The sequence below is a fragment of the Stenotrophomonas sp. YJH_SMC_43 genome (genome assembly GCF_059372535.1).
The window spans coordinates 360,638-378,848 of sequence record NZ_JCAFVQ010000003.1; the positions used below are offsets into that span (position 1 = coordinate 360,638).

Consider the following 18,211-nt stretch of genomic DNA (forward strand, 5'->3'; position numbering starts at 1 on the left):
ATGGACGGCACGCCACGGAACGGCCCGCCCCTGCCCTGTGCTCCCCTGACGGCCCCGCAGGCCCGCTTGATCGCCGAAGCGTTCCGCCCGGCGCAGGCCTGGGGCAGCCGCCGCGACTACTACTACACCCGCGGCAAGCTCGGCAGCGATCCGCTGTATGACGGCGTGCTGCAGCATCTGCCTGACGACGGACAGCCGGTGCTGGACCTCGGCTGCGGGCTGGGCCTGTTCGCCCATGTACTGCGCCAGCGCGGCGGCACCCAGCGCTACCTGGGCGTGGACGTGGATGCGGGCAAGATCGCCCGCGCGCAACGTGCCGCCGTCGAGCTGCATGACGTGCGCTTCGACTGCGTGGACGTGCAGGCGCCACTGCCGGCGCAGGCCGGGCACGTCCTGCTGCTGGACGTGCTGCAGTACCTGGACGCGGACCCACAGCAGGCACTGCTGCGCGCGGCCAGTGCACGGGTGGCCCCCGGCGGCTGCCTGCTGCTGCGCACGCCGCTGGCCACCGGCGATGGCCGCGACCGCACCACGCGGGTGGCGGACCGGCTGGCCTGGCTGGTCGGCTGGATGGGCACGCGGCCGCGCCACTACCCCGATCCAGAGGTGCTGCAGACGACGCTTGCCGAAGCGGGATTGCAGGTGACCGCCCCCCGGCCGCTGCATGGGCGTACGCCGTTCAACAGCTGGCTGCTGGTAGCGCGGCGGAACCTGTAGCGCCGGGCCATGCCCGGCGAGCTCAGCGGCACCTGTGGCATCCGCCGGGCATGGCCCGGCGCTACCGCATACGTATCAGCCGGTAGGCAGCTGCGCCTTCAAGCCGCGCTCTTCCAACGCCTGCAGCACGCGCTCGATGATCACCAGATTGTGGCCGTGGGCGGCGCCTTCGTGCAGCAGCACGATGGCTCCTGGCCGCAGGTCGGGCAGCAAACGCGCCAGCACGCCCTCCGGCGTGCAGCCGACGCCGTCGTAACCGCGTGCACTCCAGCCCACGCGCACCAGGCCGAGCGCCTTCAACACCGGCGCCACGAACGGGTTGGTCATGCCCACCACCGAGCGATACCAGCGCACCGGATGCCCGCTCAGGGCCTGCAATGCATGCTGGCAGCCTTCGATCTCGGCGCGCATCGCAGCCGGTCCCAGCCGCCAGAAGCGGGCCTGCGGGTGGCTGTGGCTGTGATTGCCGAGGTCGTGGCCACGGCGCAGGATCTCGGCCACCAGTTCCGGCTGCGCCAGCGCACGTTCCCCCACCAGGAAGAAGGTCGCACGTGCCTGGTGGCGGTCCAGCAGGTCGAGCACGGCACGGGTTTCCGGGCCGGGGCCGTCATCGATCGTCAGCCAGACACTGTTGCCGGCGTCCGGCACCCGGCTCAGTACCGGTGCGTAGAAACGGCTGTTGGGCAGGAACACCGGCACCATGAACAGCGCATGGCTGGCAACCATCAGCGGCAGCCCCCAGTGCCACCCAGCCTGTACCCAGACCAGGATCACGGCCAGCTGCGACGCCACCAGCCAGGGCAGCCAGCGCCAGGGGCGGGCCGGGATGCGATGCAATGTTCCTGCGTTGCTCATCCCCCATGATGCCATGGGGGTTAGAATTGATGATTCGAATTCCCGGAACCCCGACGTCCATGTCCCTCGATCCCGCCCTGCGTTCGCGCATCGAATCCATCCTCAACGCCAACCGCGTCGTGCTGTTCATGAAGGGCCAGCCGTCGATGCCGCAGTGTGGTTTCTCGGCCAAGGCCGTGGGCGCCCTGCAGGACCTCGGTGTCGAGTTCGCCCACGTCAACGTGCTGGCCGACCAGGAAATCCGTGAAGGCATCAAGGCCTACGGCGACTGGCCGACCATCCCGCAGCTGTACATCGACGGCGAACTGGTCGGCGGCAGCGACATCGTGCTGCAGATGGCTGCCAGCGGTGAGCTGAGCAGCGTGCTGGGCCTGGCCGCACCGGACCGCACCCCGCCGAGCATCACCGTCACCCCGGCCGCCGTGGAAATGCTCAAGGGCGCGCTGGCCGACGCTCCGGGCGCTGCCCTGCAGCTGACCATCGACGCCGGCTTCCAGCCGAACTTCCAGCTGGCCCCGCATGACGAAGGCGCGATCGCTGCCGAATCCAACGGCCTGCGCGTGCAGTTCGACCTGTCCAGCGCCCGTCGCGCCAACGGCATCACCATCGACTGGGTGGACGACATCCGCGGCAAGGGCCTGGCCATCGACAACCCGAACGCGCCGAAGCCGGTACAGGAAATCAGCGTGCGTGATGCCGATGACATGGTGCGTGCCGGCAACATCACCCTGGTGGACGTGCGCCCGGCCGACGAGCGTGAGATCGCCGCCGTGGGCGTTCCGTTCAAGACCTTCGACGGCAACGGCCGTGCCGAGCTGGAAGCCCTGCCCAAGGACACCGCACTGGCCTTCATGTGCCACCACGGTGGCCGCAGCGCGCAGGCCGCCGAGCAGTTCCGCGCCCTCGGCTTCACCAAGGTGTTCAACGTCACCGGCGGCATCAACGCCTGGTCCGAAGACGTCGACAACGGCGTGCCGAAGTACTGATCGGCACTGAAAAAGGGGACGGAGGGGATTAAGTCGTTTGTGCCATAAACGTCTTAATCCCCTCCGTCCCCTTTTTCTTAGCCGGCAAACCCGCCTTCGGCCAGGTAATCCAGTTCTTCCGGCGTGGGGATGCGGCCCAGCACGGCATTGCGATGCGGGAAGCGCCCGAAGCGGCGGATGATGTCGCGGTGCAGTTCGGCGTACTGCAGGTATTCCTTGTCACCCAGCACGTCGAACATCGCCACCGAGCGGTCCTGGTCCAGCGGATCCTCGGAGTGCTCGAACGGCAGGTAGATGAAGGCGCGCAGCTTCGGCACCAGCTGCAGGTCCAGGCCTTCCTCGATGGCGCGCATGGCGTAATGCCGGGCCAGGCCATCGGTGGCGTAGGAGTGGGCGGTACCGCGGAAGCAGTTGCGCGGGAACTGGTCCAGCAGCAGCATCAGGGCCAGCGCCCCTTCGGCACTGCCCAGCCAATGCTCACGCCCGCGCGAAGCGGCGGCGAAATGCTCATCCAGAAACAACTGGCGGAACTGCGCGTCGAACGCATCATCGCGGGCGAACCACTTTGCAGGGCCCGCCTCGTTCCAGAATTCCACCACTTGCGCGGCAACGTCCATTACCTACTCCCAGGCCCGGACGCCCCGCGCCCGGCCTTCATCATCATTCGTCGAAGCGCAGGTGGCGGACCGACTTGCCGTTGCGCCGGATAAGCTTAAGCGCCTCGATACCGATCTGGATATGGTTTTCCACGAACTGGGAGCTGACCTTGGCATCGGAGGCTTCGGTCTTGACCCCATCGGGGATCATCGGCTGGTCCGAGACCAGCAGCAGCGCGCCACTGGGGATGTGGTTGGCGAAGCCGGCGGCGAACACCGTGGCCGTTTCCATGTCGATGGCCATGCAGCGCATCGCCCGCAGCCGCTCCTTGAAGCCCTCGTCGTGTTCCCAGACCCGGCGGTTGGTGGTGTAGACCGTGCCGGTCCAGTAGTCGTGGCCGAGGTCGCGGATCATGGTCGAAACCGCACGCTGCAGGGCAAAGGCCGGCAGGGCCGGGACTTCCGGCGGCAGGTAATCGCCCGAGGTACCCTCGCCACGGATCGCAGCGATCGGCAGCACCAGGTCACCCAGCTGGTTCTTGCGCTTGAGGCCACCGCACTTACCGAGGAACAGCACCGCCTTGGGCATCACCGCCGACAGCAGGTCCATGATGATCGCGGCATTGGGGCTGCCCATGCCGAAGTTGATCATGGTGATGCCATCAATGGTGGCACTGGCCATCGGCCGGTCCAGGCCGATGACCGGCGCGCCCGTCAGCTCGGAGAACGTATGCAGGTAGCCCCCGAAGTTGGTCAGCAGGATGTGCTGGCCGAACTGGTCCAAGGGCACGCCGGTATACCGGGGAAGCCAGTTGTCGACGATTTCCTGCTTGCTCTTCATGGGCGGTCCGGTACGGCGGGGGACCGGGTATTTTCAGCCACCCGGCCGGTGCCGTCGAGCTACCGTCGGCAGGCCTGTGAAGAAGGTCACTTGGCAAGCCCGCCGCCTCCGGGCTAGCGTCGGCGGTTGGACCAGGCTGCAAGGGGAACTGCATGGCATCGACGTTGTTGCGCGCTGGGGTAGCCCTGGCACTGCTTTCATTGAGCACGGCTCCGGCGGTGGGCGCCTCGCGCTTCGTCGCCGATCCCTACCCCAGCACCTACCAGGCCCATCCTGATGCGCCGGTACTGATCCAGAACGCCACGGTGCTGACCGGTACCGGCCAGCGCCTGGACAACGCCGACGTGCTGCTGCGCGACGGCCGCATCGTCGCCGTCGGTCGCCAGCTGCAGGCCGATGCCGGTGTCACCCGCATCGATGCGCAGGGCAAGTGGGTCACCCCCGGTCTGATCGACGTGCATTCGCATCTGGGTGTATACCCCAGCCCCGGCGTCGGCGCGCACAGCGACGGCAACGAGATGACCGCACCGGTCACCGCCAACGTCTGGGCCGAACACTCGGTGTGGCCTCAGGACCCAGGCTTCGCCACGGCACTGGCCGGCGGCGTGACCAGCATGCAGGTGCTGCCCGGCTCGGCCAACCTGGTCGGCGGCCGCGGCGTGACCCTGAAGAACGTTCCGGCCGTCACCTACCAGGCGATGAAGTTCCCCGGCGCACCGTGGGGCCTGAAGATGGCCTGCGGCGAGAACCCCAAGCGGGTCTATGGCGAAGGCAAGGGCGTGACCCCGGCCACGCGCATGGGCAACGTGGCCGGCTACCGTGCCGCCTTCATCGACGCCGCCGACTACATCGCCAAGAACAAACCCAAGCCGGCCAAGCGCAAGGGATGGTTCGGCAGCGACAAGGGCGACAGCGCCGGGGATGCAGGCGGCAAGCGCGATCTCAAGCTGGACACGCTGGCCGGCGCCATCGAAGGCGACATCCGCGTGCACATCCACTGCTACCGCGCCGACGAGATGGCCACCATGCTCGACCTGGCCAAGGAATTCGGCTTCAAGGTGGCCGCTTTCCACCACGGTGTGGAGGCCTACAAGCTGGCCGACCGGCTGGCCGCCGACAGCGTCTGCGGCGCACTCTGGGCCGACTGGTGGGGCTTCAAGATGGAAGCCTTCGACGGCATTCCCGAGAACATCGCGCTGGTCGACCGGCCGAAGAACAGCTGTGCCATCGTCCATTCCGATTCACCCGAAGGCATCCAGCGCCTGAACCAGGAAGCGGCCAAGGTGATGGCGTCCGCGCGTCGCGCGCGCATGCCGGAGATCACGCCCGAGCACGCCATCACCTGGATGACCGCCAACGCCGCCAAGGCGCTGGGCATCGAGGGCCAGACCGGCACCCTGGAAGCCGGCAAGATGGCCGATGTGGTGGTGTGGAACGGCAACCCCTTCAGTTCGTACGCACTGGCTGAGCAGGTCTTCATCGACGGCCGGCGGCTGTATGACCGCGGCGCGCCGGCGAGCACGCCGCGTTCTGATTTCCAGCTCGGCCAGGAGGTGCGCTGATGGTGGTGCTCAAGCAGTTGGCGCAGTCTGCCGCGAAGGGCAGCCGGGCATGGCTCGGTTCTACTGTCATGGTGCTGGCCTGCATTTCCGCATCCGCATCGGCACAGGACCTGCTGGTGCGCAACGCGACGGTGCATACCGCCAGCGCGCGCGGCAGCCTGCAGAACGCGGACGTGCTGGTGCAGGGCGGCATCATCCGCGCGGTGGGCAACGGCCTGTCAGCGCCTGCCGGCGCCACCGTGATCGAGGCCAATGGCCGCCCCCTGACGCCGGCGCTGTTCGGCGGTATCACCGAAACCGGCATCGAAGAGGTCTCGGGTGAATCGAGCACGGTGGACAGTTCGTTGAAGCTCGGTGAGCAGCCGCTGCGCCCGGAATTCGACGTCACCCTCGCCTACAACCCGGCCTCGGTGCTGATTCCGGTCACGCGCCTGGAAGGCATCGGCTTCACTGCGTTGGGCGCTGCCACCGGCGGTGGTTTCGTGGCTGGCCAGGGCGGCGTGATGCGGCTGGACGGCAGCGCCGACCCGATCGGCCCGCGCGCCCTGTTCCTGCGCATCGGCGCGGCGGCCTCCGAGCTGACCGGGCATTCGCGCGCCGCGCAATGGATGCTGCTGCAGCAGATGATCGACGAAGCACGCGGCCAGGTGGCCGCGGACTCGCCGCACGCGCTGCTGACGCCGGCCGGGCGCCGCACGCTCAGCCGTTACCTGGCAGGCCAGGGCCGCATCGTGGTGGAGGTCGATCGTGCCTCGGACATCCGCCAGCTGCTGCGCTGGGCCGCGCGCGAGAAAGGGAAGATCGCCATCGCCGGTGCCAGCGAAGCATGGCAGGTCGCGCCGGAGCTGGCCGCCGCACAGGTGCCGGTGTTCGTCGACGTGCTGGCCAACCTGCCGGCCAGCTTCGACCAGATCGGCGCCACCCTGGAAAATGCCGCACGCCTGCAACGCGCCGGCGTGCCGGTGTCGTTCGTGCAGCGCGGCGACGCCACCCACAACGCGCGCAAGATGCGCCAGCTGGCCGGCAACGCGGTGGCCAACGGTTTGCCGTGGGCCGATGGCCTGGCCGGGCTGACCCGGGTGCCGGCGCAGGCGTTCGGGGTGGCCGACCAGATCGGCAGCATCGAGCCGGGCAAGCGTGCCGACCTGGTGCTGTGGGAGGGCGACCCGCTGGATGTGGCGCACTACGCCGAACAGGTCTGGCTGGGCGGCCGTGCGATGCCGATGCGCTCGCGCCAGACCGACCTGCGCGACCGCTACCTGCAGCGCAACGCGCAGCCCTGACCGCACACGAGGACACACCGATGGCGACATTGCGCTGGTACTTCGACTTCGTCTCGCCCTATTCCTACCTGCACTGGCAGAAGCTGAAGCAGTTGCCACAGTTCGGGCAGATCCAGACCGTGCCGATCGCCTTCGGTGCGGTACTGCATCACCTGGGCAACCTGGGCCCGGCCGAGATTCCGGCCAAGCGTCGTTTCATCTACCGCCAGCTGCTATGGAACGCACAGGCCGAGGGCACGCCCCTGCACTTCCCGCCGGGCCACCCATTCAACCCGCTGTCCGCCCTGCGCCTGTGCCTGGCCGCTGGCGCCAGCACGCAAGCGGTGGACGTGCTGTTCGACTGGATCTGGCGCGAAGGCCACGCGGGCGACAGCCCTGAGGCCCTGCGCGAACCGGCCGCGCGGCTGGGTATCGAGGATGTCGCCAGTGCCACCGCCGACCCGGCGGTGAAGGAGCAGCTGCGGCGCAACACCGAGGCCGCAATTGGCGCCGGGGTGTTCGGTGTGCCGACCCTGGCGATCGATGGGGAACTGTTCTGGGGCAACGATGCGCATCCGCTGATGGCCGCAGTACTGGCCGATCCGGGCCTGCTGCAGCAACCCGAATGGCAGCGTCTGGCCAGCCTGCCGGTGGCAGTCCAGCGCAGCCGCTGAACAGGGCGTGGCGCGTTTCCCTCGCGCGCTGCGCTGGGATTTGAGATAGATTTCACGTTTCCGAACCTACACCGCCCTGGAGGGGGAGCCGCGGATGCGCATCGGAATCGTCGTCGACTCGGCCTGCGACCTGCCGCCGGACTTCATCGCCACACACAACATCGTGCTGCTGCCGATCACCGTACGGATCGGCGAAGCCGTGCTGGCCGATCACCGCGATGAGCAGGCCACCCTGAGCTTCCTGCACGCGCACGTGGCCGAGCACGGCGCTGAAGCGGAGACCATCCCCTTCAGCGTCAACCAGATCCGCGACCTGTTCCTGCAGCAGCTGGTGATCGATTACGACCACGTGTTCTGCATGACCATCACCAAGACCCGCAGCCCGATCCACGACAACGCGCTGCAGGCCAGCTTCGCCATCCTCAACGACTACAAACCGGTGCGTCAGGCAGCGGGCTACAACTCGCCGTTCGCGCTGCGCGTGCTCGATACCCAGAACCTGTTCGCCGCCCAGGCAGTGACCGCGGTGGAAGCCGTGCGCCTGCGCGACAGCAATGCCAGCGTGCAGCAGATCCGTGAGCGGCTGGAGGAACTGGCCAGCAACGTGCACGGCTACATGGTCACCCGTGACCTGTACTACATGCGCGCGCGTGCGCGGCACAAAGGTGACCGCAGCGTTGGCCTGCTCAGCGCGGCACTGGGCAGCGCACTGGACATCAAGCCGGTGCTGCATGGCTACCGCGGCGAGACCGGGCCGGTCGCCAAGATCAAAGGCTTCGACAACGCCGTGCAGAAGCTGTTCGCGGTGGTCGGTCAGCGCGTGCGTGCCGGGCTGATGACACCGACGGTGTGCGTCAGCTACGGCGGTGAGCTGGACGAGCTGCGCACCCTGCCCGGCTACGCCCAGTTGAAGGAGGTCTGCGCCACCCATGGCGTGGCCGTGTACGAATCGGTGATGAGCCTGACCGGCATGGTCAATGTCGGCAAGGGCGCGGTCACCGTGGGCTTCGCCGATGGGCCACATCGGTTTGAATGAAGGCCAACCGTGGCGGGAATCTGCACATCGATTCCACCACGACTGTGCCAGCCTTGCCGCACTTCAAGGAGAACTCCATGCCTGCGCAGTACCACATCAGCCTGCCCGACCCGTCCAAGGCCCGCGGCAACGATCCTGACCTGTCCTTCCATTCGCAGGGCGCCGCCGGCTTCGCCGAGGAACTGCAGGACGCGCTGCGCAGCGGCGCGCTGTTCGAGCGCTGGAAGGCCAAGCAACCCGACCCGGATGCGGTGGAACCGCAGTGGGGCGTGACCGATCCGGAGGCCACCGTGACCGGCGAGCAGAAGGACCTGCGCATCAACCTCGTCGCCACCACCCGCATCGACAGTGACGTGTTCAAGCAGCGCCTGCGCCTGCTGGCCGGCCACCATTGGGAACTGCGCGACGTGCGTTGAGGCACCCGCCCGCCGGGCATGGCCCGGCGCTACCTGCCCCGCCCTGGTAGATGCCAACCTTGGTTGGCGCTTCTGCAAAAACTGCCAACCAAGGTTGGCAACTACCGACGAACCGCCGGGCATGGCCCGGCGTTTCCATTTCCCTACCAGCCACCGCCCAGCGCGCGGTACAGCTCCACCCGCGCGATTGCCGCCGTAGCCTGGCTGTTGGCCAGTGCGGCCTGGTTGTCCAGTGCGATGCGCTGGGTGGTCAGCACGTCCAGCATGTCGACCACGCCGGCCTGGTACTGCCGGCGCGCCGCACCGAGCGCGGTCTCGCTTTCGTCCACCGCCACGTGCAGCTGCACGGTGCGCTGCTGTTCGGCGGCGTAGCCATCGATGGCGTCGTCCACTTCATGCCAGGCCTGCAGCACCGTGCGCTGGAACTGCAGCGACGACTGTTGCTGCTGCAGCTTGCTCAACGCGAGGTTGGCCTTGAGCCTGCCGCCCTGGAAGATCGGCAGGCTGAGCGACGGCCCGATGCTGAAACGGTGTGCGTTCCAGCCATCCAGATCATCCAGCTGCTTGGCCTGGAAGCCAGCGTCGCCATTCAAGGTGATACGCGGCAGGAAACTGGCCTTGGCCACGCCGATGCCGGCCGTTGCGGCATGCAACGCCGCTTCGGCGCGACGGATGTCAGGGCGACGCTCGGCCAGTTCGCTGGGCAGCCCCACCGCCACGGCCGGCAGTGCGGGCCAGTCACGGCATGCATTCTGCAGCTGCGCATCCAGTGCCTGCGGAGGCTGCGCCAGCAGGAACGCCAGTGCATTGCGCAGCTGCGATTCACGATGCCGCAGCGGCGCGATGCGTGCCTGCAGCGATGCCACCTGCGCGGACGCGCTGGACACCTGCAGCGTGCTGGCCACGCCCTGGCGTTGGCGTGCTTCGGTCAGGCGCTTGATGTCGTGGGCGATGCCGAGGTTGTCCTCGGTGATCGCCAGCAGCTGCCGCGTCGCGCGCAGCTGCAGATAATCACGCGCGGTTTCCGCCAGCAGCGCGATGCGCACTGCGTGTGCATCCTCCTCGGCCATCTGCACGCGTGCATCGGCGGCTTCCACCTGGCGGCGCACCCGTCCCCACAGATCCAGTTCCCAGCTCAGGCCGATGCCGGCCTGGAACAGCCCATAGTCATCACGACCGCCGTTGCCGGACGGATCGTTCAAGCCCACCTCGCTGTTGCGTGCGCGTGCGCCGCTGGCGGTTGCGCTGACGCTGGGCAGACGGTCGGCGGCGCTGATGCCACGCGCGGCGCGGCTCTGCTGCACGCGGTTGGCCGCCAGCTGCAGGTCCAGGTTGGCCTCCAGCACCTGGCTGGCCAGCTGTCCCAGCAGCGGGTCGTCGAAGCCGGCCCACCAGGCGGCGTCCTGATCGATCGCGTTGCCCGCGACGGCCTCGCCCTGCCAGTGACTGGGCAGTTCCGCCTGAGGACGTACGAAGTCCGGACCCATCGTGCAGGCAGCCAGGGCCGTGCACAGGCTGGCCGCAACGAAGGTGCTGCGGAACAAGGCAACTGCGCTCATGCGCCCTCCCCGGCCGCATGGCCCGGACTGTGCTTCACGCTCTGCGCGCGCGCGCGGCTGCCCAGGTCGACACTGGCTTCCACCGACATGCCGGCACGCAGCTGGTCCAGCAGCGGCTGGCCCGGCTCCAGCACGATCTTCACCGGAATACGCTGCACCACCTTGGTGAAGTTGCCGGTGGCATTCTCCGGTGCGACAGCGGCGAAGGTGACGCCGGTGGCCGGCGCGATGCTGTCGATGTGCCCGCGCAGCGGCTTGCCCGGGAACACGTCCACCTTCAGTTCGACCTGCTGGCCGGCCTGCATGCGGGTCATCTGTGTTTCCTGGAAGTTGGCGACCACGAAGGCACGCTTCAGCGGCACCACCGCGGCCACCGGTGTACCCGGGGTCAGGTAGGCACCTACGCGCACTGCACGACGACCGACCATGCCGTCGATCGGTGCACGCAGCACGGTGTGCGACAGATCCAGTTCTGCGCGGGCCTGCGCCGCTTCCGCGCGTTGCACCGCGGCCTGCGCAGCCTGCACACCGGCGGTCAGGATGTCGGTGCGCTGGCGCGCGGTCGACAGCGCCGCCTGGCCCTGCTGCAGGTGGGCACTGGCCACGGCCTGCTTCGACTGCGCCTGCTGCGCGTTCTGCACGGTTCCGGCGCCGTCACGGGCCAGTTCGCGGTAGCGCTGCTGGTCGGCACTGGCCAGGGTCAGTTCGGAACGGCTGACATCCACACTGGCCCTGGCCTGCGCGATCAGCGAATCCTGCTGGGCCAGTGCGGCCTGTGCGTTGGCGAGCTGTGCGCGGGCATTGGCAAGGTCGGCACGGGCCGCCTGCAGGGCGACCTGGTAGTCACGGTCGTCGATGCGGGCAAGCACGTCGCCGGCCTTCACCGACTGGTTGTCCTCCACCTCCACGGCACTGACGAAGCCGGGAATTTTCGGAGCCACCAGGGTGTAGTCGGCCACCACGTACGCATTGTTGGTGCTCTGGTGGCAAGAGTCGCGCAGCAGCAGCCAGGCGCCGATGGCCAGGGCCAGTACGCCCAGGCCCAGGCCGGTGTTGAGAGTGGTTCGATTGATCGTCATGAGGGGTTCCTGCGAAAGGTTCAGGCCACGGCACGTGGCGGGTGGATGCGGGTGGGCATCCAGGCAATGAGGGGAATGAAGGCCAGCGCCACCAGCGCGACCACCCAGTACAGGTCGGCCGAGGTCAGCGCCTGCACCTGTGCATGCAGGCGCGCGCCGAGCTGCGGGCCATCGGCCAGCCACGGTTGCTCGCCCAGGCGGTCGACCAGCACGGTGGAATGGAAATGACGGCGGCCCTGTGCGACGGCATCCAGTACGCCGCTGGCAAGCACTGCGGCGAAACCCTTGACCGTGTTGAACCACGCCGAGGCGAACGGGCCGTCCTGCGGCGCCAGGCCGCCGGTGGCCAGCATCAGCAGCGGCAGCACCGCCATCGGTTGTGCGAACACCTGCAGCAGCTGCACCCACAGGAAGTTGTCACGGATCCAGGCCACGTCCAGGTGCGAGCCCAGCCAGCAGGCCAGGGCCAGCATCGCCAGGCCGGTGGCCTGCACCCAGCGGCAATCCACCGCGCGGATGTTCAGCAGCGCCGCCACCAGCGGCAGCGCGATCACCTGCGGCAACGCCACCCACAGCAGCATCGGTGCGGTCTGCAACGGCCGGTAGCCCTGCACGCTGGCCAGGAAACCGGACGGGATGGAGATCACCGCCAGCAGCACGAACAGCACGCCGCCCAGCGTCACCAGCGAGTAGCTGAGATTGCGGTTGGCCAGCAGTTGCAGCTTGAAGAACGGCAAGGGGTGGAACCATTCATTGATCATGAACAGCACCATCAGGCCGGCGCCCCCCCCGATCATCAGCGTGATCATCGGCGAGTCGAACCAGTTCAGGCGCGGGCCCTGCACCAGGCCCAGTACCAGCAGCACCAGCGCTGGCAGGCCGAGCAGCAGGCCGACCGTATCGAACTGGGCGAAGCGTTCCAGCCTCAGCGGGTCCTGTGGCAGACCCCAGCTGACCATCGCCATGGCGGCCAGGCAGTACGGCACGATCTGCCAGAACGCCCAGTGCCAGCCCACCTGCTCGACCCAGAACGCGGCCAGCGGCGTGCCCATGCTCGGGCCGAACGTCGCCGTCAGCGCGTAGCCGGCCAGGCCGTACAGCTTGATGCCCGGCGGCAGGAAGCGCAGCGCCACGCTCATCAGCAACGGCGGCAGTGCACCACCGCACAGGCCCTGCAATGCACGCAGCAGCAGGAACACCTGCAGGTTCGGGGCGAGCGGGCACAGCACGCCCAGCACCATGAAGCCACCGATCATCGCCAGCGCGAAACGACGCAGCGAGAAGGTGGCGGCACACCACGGCGCAAAGGCCATCGCGCTGACCGACATCGCGCTGTAGAGGGCGACGATCCAGCTGCCGTCATCGACGCTGAAACCCATCGCGCCACGGATGTCGGCCAATGCGACCTTGGTGATGTTCTCGTTGAAGCCCGACACCAGCACCGCCAGCAGCACGCCACACAGGCCGACCAGAATGCGGCGATCGAGCCCGGGGGCGGCGGCAGGACGGGGCGCTGCGGCGGCCGGGACAGCGGCGGCCGGCGTACTCATCGCCGGGCACCGATCCGTGCAGTGCACGGCATGTTGGGGGTCATTGGAATGCGCTCAGTGAAACTCCGGGGAGCGCAGTCTAGGGAGCCGGTACCCTGTAAAAAATGGCGTCGCCGGCATCCCAGGCGTGCGCCGGGCGCACGCATGCAGATGTCAGCGCGAGGCCTCCCCTGCGCTTTCGCACATGGTCTTGATCGAGCGCCGCAGCCACTGGTGCGCGGCGTCGTTGTCCAGGCGCGGATGCCAGGCCTGCACGATGGCCGCGGTCCGCACCGGAATCGGCAGCGGGAACAGGCGCAACGGCAGGCGCATGTTGACGATCCGCTCCAGCATCACGCTTGGCATCTGCGGCAGGATCAGGTCCGATTCGGCCGCCGCGAAGATCGCACCGTGGAAGGTCGGGCTGATCAGCGCCACGCGACGCTGCAGGCCGAGCGTGGCCAGGTCATCATCGATCGGCCCACGTGGCAGGCCACGGCGCGACACCGCGATGTGGTCGCACGCGGCAAAGCGCTCGGCACTGATCTCCTCGTCGAACAGTGGATGGTCTTCGCGCGCTGCGCCCATGAACGAGGTACTGAACAGGTTCTGCACCTTGGTATCGGGCGCATGCTTGCCGGCCGTGCTGATGTACAGGTCGATCCGGCCCTGTGCCATCGCATCGTCGTCGGTATCGCCCTCGGGCACGAAGCGCAGCACTGCGCGCGGCGCCTGCTGGCGGAACAGCTCGCGCAGGCGTCCGCCGAAACCACCGACGAACACATCATTGGCACGCACGCTGAAGGTCCGCTCGAGCACGCGCATGTCTACTTCGCGACCGGCGTTGAAGACGCGGTGGGCCTGCTCGATCACATCGCGGACCTGCTCGCGCAGCTGCAGCGCGCGGGGTGTGGGCGCCAGACCGCGGCCTGCACGCACCAGCACCGGGTCGCCCAGCGCAGTGCGGATCCGGCCCAGGGTGCGGCTCATTGCCGGCGCGCTCAGGTTCATCCGGCGCGCGGCGGCGGCCACGCTGCATTCGTCAATCAGCACGTCCAGTGCCAGCAACAGGTTCAGGTCCGGCAGGGGCATGACAGTCTCCGGTAAATCAGATGACTCTACGGCACTTGCAACCACCATGGATTGCGTTCTACGCATTCATTGACTGCCGCGCACGGCATGGGTGCGCGCGATGACATCGGCGACCATCCCCGGCCTGCCAAGGAGACATCCATGTTCAATACCCTGCTGGTCGCCCTGGACGGTGGCCCCCAGCACGCGCGCGTGCTGGACCTGGCCGCGGCCATTGCCGGCCCCCGCAGCCGCCTGCACCTGCTGTGCGTGCTCGACCCCGAATTCGCGCTGGCGGCCGATGCCAGCGAAGCCGACCGTATCGAGTACCCGGAAGCCGCCCGCCAGCGCTCCCGCGCCGAGGCGGTGCTGGCCGAAGCCCTGGCCGAGCTGCGCGAGCGCGGCGTCGATGCCATCGCGCAGATCCCCTCCGGCGACCCCGGCGAAGTCATCAGCGACCAGGCCAGGCGCCTGAAGTGCGATCTGATCGTGATCGGCCACCGCCACCTGTCCCGGCTGGAGCGCCTGTTCGAACCCTCGATCGGGCAATGGACCATCGATCACGCCCCCTGCCCCGTGCTGGTGGAAACCCGCGACCCACAACCCTAGCTGCCATGGCCTCCCGTTCCCCCTTGTTTCCCACCCGGGTCAGCTACCGTGCCTTCGGCCGCCAGTTCGGCCGTGGCGAGCAGGCGCTGCTGGCGGCGATACGCCAGCTGCGTGACCCCGATCTCGTAGCCGATGGACTCGCACAGCTGAGCGGCCTCGGCCTTGATCCTGAAGGCTGCGACGCGTTCATCAACCTGCTGCCGCTGCTGGCCGCGCCGACGGCACCGATCGACCTGTTGCCCGCCGGCTCTCCGTTCATTGCCGCCAGCGAACTGGACCTGCTGGTCTGCCTGCTGCGCATCGCACAATGGCGGCATGCGCGCCCACGCGAAGACGACACGCTGGCACCGTTGCGCCAGCAGCTGGCGCGCTGTGCGATCGCCGTGCAGGCGGCAAAACTGCCGTTGCGACAGCGCTCGTTGTCACCGGTCGGGCTGAGGCTGCTCGATCCCACCGGCTGGCTGCGGCAGCGATGACCCGGCCGCGCCGACCGTGCGCAATCGCGCACAGGGAGCGGCTACCTGGCGCGCTCAGCAATCCATCCTGCCGTGCGCACTGCCTTCGTCGTCGAGCACGTGCGCATGCAGGATCACCTGGTTGCGACCGGCGCGCTTGGCGGCATACAGGCCGGCATCGGCGTCCGCCAGCAACTGATCGGCACTGGCCAGGGCCGGCGGATGCAGGTAGCCCACTCCGATGCTGATACTGACCGACCCTTCCGGCAGCGGCAGCGCTGCCACCGCCTCGCGCAGGCGCTCGGCCAGCGCCAGCACGCCCGAGAGCGGGCTTCCCGGCACGATCACGGCGAATTCCTCGCCGCCATAGCGAGCAACGCTGTCACCACCGCGACCGGCTATGGCCTTCAGCACCCCGGCCACCGCCTGCAGGCAACGATCACCAGCCGGATGGCCGTGCTGGTCGTTGAAGGCCTTGAAGTGGTCGATATCCACCAGCAGCAGGCCCAGCTCGGTGCCGCTGCGCCGTGCGCGATTCCACTCGGACATCAGCCGTGCGTCGAATTCGCGACGGTTGGCCACGCCGGTCAGGCCATCCTGCCGCGCAAGTTGATCCAGTGCTGCCTGGCGTTCCAGAAGATCCGCCTGGAGCAACACGCTGCGCAGGCCGAAACCAAGGGTAGCTACGACGAAGCCCGCGACCGCCAACGGCCGCGCATGATCGACCACCAACGTGCCGACCACCAGCAGCAGCAATGGCAGGATGATCGGGCCGGCGGCCTGCACCGTCCGCGCCAGCCTCGGGTGTGCCGTGGTGCCTGTGTCCGGCGCCGTGTCCAGCGCCAGGCAGGCAATCAGCAGAAAAGGTACGTCGATCAGCAGATCGTTGAACGCACCGAATGCATCATCGGATGTGTAATGGTTGATGTAGTAGGCCACCAGCAGATAGGCCAGAGCGTACAGCGCCAGTGCGCGGAAGAATCTACGCCGTTCGGGCACGTCGCCGGCCAGCCATCGCACCACGGCGAACCCGGCGATACACAGATTCTGGATGTCGAACATGCGCTGCATGTTGGACATCGCCTGGGCGTCGACCTCGACACGGGCGGCAAACGATGCGGTGTGCACGAAGAACAGCACCCCCAGCAACGCCGCCATCGCCGCGTCGATCAGGCTGATGCTCAAGCGCTCGCGGCGTGCCCGGGCCAGGATGAACACCAGCGGCACGCCATACAGCACGTACAACAACAGGCTGACGCGCGGGGTGAAGTCAGCCCGGCCGGCGCCCAGCGCATCCACCATGTTGAACGTCATGCCGCCGGCCCACAGCAGCAGTGCCATCGCGGTAGCACGCCAGCCCAGAGCGGCGCGGTCACGTTGCGCCCGCACCAGGCACGCGGCAGCGGCCAGCAGCGGCGCACCGGTCAGGAATACGAAAGAGCCTACGCCCGCCGGGCTCGGCCAGAACGCCACGACCAGCCCATGGCAAAGCACGTACAGCATCGCCAGCACTACCGGCATGCATCCCCCCCGATCCGCAAGGCCGTATGGCCGCACCATAGCGCGCCTGCACGCCACAGCGGCGTGATCCACTGCGGCAAAACGACACTCCGCGTGCACCACCAGGGTAGTGCCGGCTGCTGGCCGGCAATCCCAAGGAATCACAGGGCGGCAGGTAGCCGGCCAGCAGCCGGCACCACCGGAACGCCCTCAGCCGTGCAGGGCGCGGGCGTGGTGGGCGATGTGCTCCCCGATGAAACTGGCGATGAAGTAGTAGCTGTGGTCGTAGCCCGGCTGCAGGCGCAGGGTCAGCGGATGGCCGGCGGCATCGCAGGCCTGCTGCAGGCGCTGCGGCTGCAGCTGGGTCTGCAGGAATTCGTCCGCCTCGCCCTGGTCGACCAGCAACGGCAGGCGCTCACGGGCCACGGCGACCAGCTCGCTGGCGTCCCATTGCGCCCAGTCCGCCGGGTTGTCGCCCAGGTAGGCGTGGAAGGCCTTCTGCCCCCACGGCACGTGGCTGGGTGCAACGATCGGCGAGAACGCCGACACGCTGCGGTAGCGCCCCGGGTTGCGCAGCGCGATCACCAGCGCACCGTGACCGCCCATCGAGTGGCCGCTGATGCCACGCGCATCGGTGACCGGGAAATTCGCCTCGATCAGTGCCGGCAGTTCCTGTGTCACGTAGTCGTGCATGCGGTAGTGCTTCGCCCACGGCGCACGGGTGGCATTGAGGTAGAACCCCGCCCCCTTGCCCAGGTCATAGCCTTCGGCATCGGCCACGTCATCGCCGCGCGGGCTGGTATCAGGCGCAACGATGATCACACCGTGCTCGGCCGCATAGCGCTGCGCGCCGGCCTTGGTGATGACGTTCTGCTCGGTGCAGGTCAGGCCGCTCAACCAGTACAGCACCGGCAGCGCCTGCGTTTCCGCCTGCGGCGGCAGGTACACGGCGAACTGCATGTCGCAGCCCAGCGTGGTGGAATGATGGCGGTAGACGTCCTGCCAGCCGCCGAAACAGGCGCGGTGTTCAATGCGTTCCATGGTGCTCTCCTGCGCGGCGCGCCAGCGCACGCGTACTTCTGGTAGATGCCGACCTTGGTCGGCTTATCCACGCGCGGCGTGGATGCCTTTGTTGATCCGTTCATCCAGCTGCGCCAGCAGACGCAGCAATGGTTCGACGCCAGGCTGGCCATCAAGATTGCGAGAGGCCGCCACCGCCACATCGCTGCGCGGCGGCCACTGCCCGGCCGCGCGCGCCTCGTAGAGGCGCGGCAGGAATACCTGCGCAAGCCATTGCTCGAATGGCATGCCATCGTCGCTGCCGAAGGCCGAGGTCACCGTACGCGCTGGCCGCACCTCGCCCACTACCCAGCCCAGCGCACGCAACGCCTGCTCGATCGGGGCCACCAGCGCCGCGCGCGGGTCTTCCGCACGCGGCCGGCGCAGGGCATCCAGCCAGCCCAT

19 protein-coding genes are annotated in these 18,211 nt (G+C 68.1%); 9 read left to right on the top strand and 10 right to left on the bottom strand.

From position 1 onward, the window contains the following. The gene (locus AC5QAH_RS13800; protein ID WP_260363608.1) at positions 1-717 is read left to right on the top strand and encodes a class I SAM-dependent methyltransferase; all 717 of its coding nucleotides are present in this window, start codon (positions 1-3) and stop codon (positions 715-717) included. A 75-nt stretch (positions 718-792) separates the two neighbouring features. Here the strand turns inward: AC5QAH_RS13800 and AC5QAH_RS13805 are convergent, their stop codons facing one another. After that, on the bottom strand, positions 793-1,572 hold the full coding sequence (locus AC5QAH_RS13805; protein ID WP_495232409.1) for a polysaccharide deacetylase family protein: 780 nt from the start codon (positions 1,570-1,572) through the stop codon (positions 793-795). 59 nt (positions 1,573-1,631) lie between these two features. Here AC5QAH_RS13805 and grxD point away from each other — a divergent pair, with 59 nt between their 5' ends. After that, a complete protein-coding gene (grxD, locus tag AC5QAH_RS13810; protein WP_010480849.1) occupies positions 1,632-2,558 on the top strand; it encodes a Grx4 family monothiol glutaredoxin in 927 nt (308 codons plus the stop codon). A 77-nt stretch (positions 2,559-2,635) separates the two neighbouring features. Here grxD and AC5QAH_RS13815 read toward each other — a convergent pair whose 3' ends face one another. Together AC5QAH_RS13815 and AC5QAH_RS13820 are read right to left on the bottom strand one after the other, a co-directional pair. Beyond that, complete coding sequence (locus AC5QAH_RS13815) at positions 2,636-3,175, bottom strand: DUF924 family protein (protein ID WP_043400116.1); 540 nt, start codon at positions 3,173-3,175, stop codon at positions 2,636-2,638. A 43-nt stretch (positions 3,176-3,218) separates the two neighbouring features. Next, positions 3,219-3,995 carry an AMP nucleosidase gene (locus AC5QAH_RS13820; protein WP_010480853.1) on the bottom strand — a complete coding sequence of 259 codons (777 nt, stop codon included), beginning with the start codon at positions 3,993-3,995 and terminating at the stop codon, positions 3,219-3,221. A 152-nt stretch (positions 3,996-4,147) separates the two neighbouring features. On the opposite strand from AC5QAH_RS13820, the gene AC5QAH_RS13825 reads away from it, so the two are divergent. The 5 genes from AC5QAH_RS13825 (at position 4,148) to AC5QAH_RS13845 (ending at position 8,945) form a co-directional block, all read left to right on the top strand. Beyond that, the gene (locus AC5QAH_RS13825) at positions 4,148-5,557 is read left to right on the top strand and encodes an amidohydrolase (RefSeq protein WP_495232410.1); all 1,410 of its coding nucleotides are present in this window, start codon (positions 4,148-4,150) and stop codon (positions 5,555-5,557) included. Continuing rightward, positions 5,557-6,840 carry an amidohydrolase family protein gene (locus tag AC5QAH_RS13830; RefSeq protein ID WP_049452766.1) on the top strand — a complete coding sequence of 428 codons (1,284 nt, stop codon included), beginning with the start codon at positions 5,557-5,559 and terminating at the stop codon, positions 6,838-6,840. Before AC5QAH_RS13825 ends, AC5QAH_RS13830 begins: the two co-directional genes overlap by 1 nt. A gap of 20 nt (positions 6,841-6,860) precedes the next feature. Further along, positions 6,861-7,493: a 2-hydroxychromene-2-carboxylate isomerase gene (locus tag AC5QAH_RS13835; protein WP_010480859.1), complete on the top strand. Its 633-nt coding sequence runs from the start codon at positions 6,861-6,863 to the stop codon at positions 7,491-7,493. Between the two features lie 94 nt (positions 7,494-7,587). Next, complete coding sequence (locus AC5QAH_RS13840; RefSeq protein WP_010480860.1) at positions 7,588-8,529, top strand: DegV family protein; 942 nt, start codon at positions 7,588-7,590, stop codon at positions 8,527-8,529. Between the two features lie 77 nt (positions 8,530-8,606). Next, positions 8,607-8,945, top strand: coding sequence for a hypothetical protein (locus AC5QAH_RS13845; RefSeq protein ID WP_010480863.1), 339 nt, complete (start codon positions 8,607-8,609; stop codon positions 8,943-8,945). A 143-nt stretch (positions 8,946-9,088) separates the two neighbouring features. Here the strand turns inward: AC5QAH_RS13845 and AC5QAH_RS13850 are convergent, their stop codons facing one another. The 4 genes from AC5QAH_RS13850 to AC5QAH_RS13865 form a co-directional block, all read right to left on the bottom strand. After that, complete coding sequence (locus tag AC5QAH_RS13850; RefSeq protein ID WP_262102262.1) at positions 9,089-10,504, bottom strand: efflux transporter outer membrane subunit; 1,416 nt, start codon at positions 10,502-10,504, stop codon at positions 9,089-9,091. Continuing rightward, entirely contained in the window at positions 10,501-11,583 is a 1,083-nt protein-coding gene (locus AC5QAH_RS13855; RefSeq protein ID WP_313311506.1) for an HlyD family secretion protein, read from the bottom strand. The genes AC5QAH_RS13850 and AC5QAH_RS13855 overlap by 4 nt, the downstream gene beginning before the upstream one ends. Before the next feature lie 20 nt (positions 11,584-11,603). After that, positions 11,604-13,133, bottom strand: coding sequence for an MFS transporter (locus AC5QAH_RS13860; RefSeq protein ID WP_043400107.1), 1,530 nt, complete (start codon positions 13,131-13,133; stop codon positions 11,604-11,606). Positions 13,134-13,286: 153 nt separating this feature from the next. Continuing rightward, positions 13,287-14,204: a LysR family transcriptional regulator gene (locus tag AC5QAH_RS13865; protein WP_010480868.1), complete on the bottom strand. Its 918-nt coding sequence runs from the start codon at positions 14,202-14,204 to the stop codon at positions 13,287-13,289. Between the two features lie 141 nt (positions 14,205-14,345). On the opposite strand from AC5QAH_RS13865, the gene AC5QAH_RS13870 reads away from it, so the two are divergent. Beyond that, complete coding sequence (locus tag AC5QAH_RS13870; protein ID WP_043400104.1) at positions 14,346-14,792, top strand: universal stress protein; 447 nt, start codon at positions 14,346-14,348, stop codon at positions 14,790-14,792. A 5-nt stretch (positions 14,793-14,797) separates the two neighbouring features. After that, a complete protein-coding gene (locus tag AC5QAH_RS13875; RefSeq protein WP_019336474.1) occupies positions 14,798-15,268 on the top strand; it encodes a hypothetical protein in 471 nt (156 codons plus the stop codon). Positions 15,269-15,322: 54 nt separating this feature from the next. Here the strand turns inward: AC5QAH_RS13875 and AC5QAH_RS13880 are convergent, their stop codons facing one another. From AC5QAH_RS13880 to AC5QAH_RS13890, 3 genes are all read right to left on the bottom strand, one after another. Further along, positions 15,323-16,768: a GGDEF domain-containing protein gene (locus AC5QAH_RS13880; RefSeq protein WP_019336473.1), complete on the bottom strand. Its 1,446-nt coding sequence runs from the start codon at positions 16,766-16,768 to the stop codon at positions 15,323-15,325. Between the two features lie 189 nt (positions 16,769-16,957). Continuing rightward, the gene (fghA, locus tag AC5QAH_RS13885; RefSeq protein ID WP_019336472.1) at positions 16,958-17,788 is read right to left on the bottom strand and encodes an S-formylglutathione hydrolase; all 831 of its coding nucleotides are present in this window, start codon (positions 17,786-17,788) and stop codon (positions 16,958-16,960) included. A gap of 63 nt (positions 17,789-17,851) precedes the next feature. Further along, on the bottom strand, positions 17,852-18,211 hold the full coding sequence (locus AC5QAH_RS13890) for a YqcC family protein (protein WP_010480873.1): 360 nt from the start codon (positions 18,209-18,211) through the stop codon (positions 17,852-17,854).

What these genes read in the sequence shown, in the direction of transcription:
- AC5QAH_RS13860 (WP_043400107.1), bottom strand. Translation starts at nt 13,133, where the DNA reads ATGAGTACGCCGGCCGCCGCTGTCCCGGCCGCCGCAGCGCCCCGTCCT.
- fghA (WP_019336472.1), bottom strand. Translation starts at nt 17,788, where the DNA reads ATGGAACGCATTGAACACCGCGCCTGTTTCGGCGGCTGGCAGGACGTC.
- AC5QAH_RS13870 (WP_043400104.1), top strand. Translation starts at nt 14,346, where the DNA reads ATGTTCAATACCCTGCTGGTCGCCCTGGACGGTGGCCCCCAGCACGCG.
- AC5QAH_RS13865 (WP_010480868.1), bottom strand. Translation starts at nt 14,204, where the DNA reads ATGCCCCTGCCGGACCTGAACCTGTTGCTGGCACTGGACGTGCTGATT.
- AC5QAH_RS13825 (WP_495232410.1), top strand. Translation starts at nt 4,148, where the DNA reads ATGGCATCGACGTTGTTGCGCGCTGGGGTAGCCCTGGCACTGCTTTCA.
- AC5QAH_RS13880 (WP_019336473.1), bottom strand. Translation starts at nt 16,768, where the DNA reads ATGCCGGTAGTGCTGGCGATGCTGTACGTGCTTTGCCATGGGCTGGTC.
- AC5QAH_RS13800 (WP_260363608.1), top strand. Translation starts at nt 1, where the DNA reads ATGGACGGCACGCCACGGAACGGCCCGCCCCTGCCCTGTGCTCCCCTG.
- AC5QAH_RS13840 (WP_010480860.1), top strand. Translation starts at nt 7,588, where the DNA reads ATGCGCATCGGAATCGTCGTCGACTCGGCCTGCGACCTGCCGCCGGAC.
- AC5QAH_RS13890 (WP_010480873.1), bottom strand. Translation starts at nt 18,211, where the DNA reads ATGGGCTGGCTGGATGCCCTGCGCCGGCCGCGTGCGGAAGACCCGCGC.
- AC5QAH_RS13815 (WP_043400116.1), bottom strand. Translation starts at nt 3,175, where the DNA reads ATGGACGTTGCCGCGCAAGTGGTGGAATTCTGGAACGAGGCGGGCCCT.
- grxD (WP_010480849.1), top strand. Translation starts at nt 1,632, where the DNA reads ATGTCCCTCGATCCCGCCCTGCGTTCGCGCATCGAATCCATCCTCAAC.
- AC5QAH_RS13855 (WP_313311506.1), bottom strand. Translation starts at nt 11,583, where the DNA reads ATGACGATCAATCGAACCACTCTCAACACCGGCCTGGGCCTGGGCGTA.
- AC5QAH_RS13850 (WP_262102262.1), bottom strand. Translation starts at nt 10,504, where the DNA reads ATGAGCGCAGTTGCCTTGTTCCGCAGCACCTTCGTTGCGGCCAGCCTG.
- AC5QAH_RS13830 (WP_049452766.1), top strand. Translation starts at nt 5,557, where the DNA reads ATGGTGGTGCTCAAGCAGTTGGCGCAGTCTGCCGCGAAGGGCAGCCGG.
- AC5QAH_RS13835 (WP_010480859.1), top strand. Translation starts at nt 6,861, where the DNA reads ATGGCGACATTGCGCTGGTACTTCGACTTCGTCTCGCCCTATTCCTAC.
- AC5QAH_RS13875 (WP_019336474.1), top strand. Translation starts at nt 14,798, where the DNA reads ATGGCCTCCCGTTCCCCCTTGTTTCCCACCCGGGTCAGCTACCGTGCC.
- AC5QAH_RS13845 (WP_010480863.1), top strand. Translation starts at nt 8,607, where the DNA reads ATGCCTGCGCAGTACCACATCAGCCTGCCCGACCCGTCCAAGGCCCGC.
- AC5QAH_RS13820 (WP_010480853.1), bottom strand. Translation starts at nt 3,995, where the DNA reads ATGAAGAGCAAGCAGGAAATCGTCGACAACTGGCTTCCCCGGTATACC.
- AC5QAH_RS13805 (WP_495232409.1), bottom strand. Translation starts at nt 1,572, where the DNA reads ATGAGCAACGCAGGAACATTGCATCGCATCCCGGCCCGCCCCTGGCGC.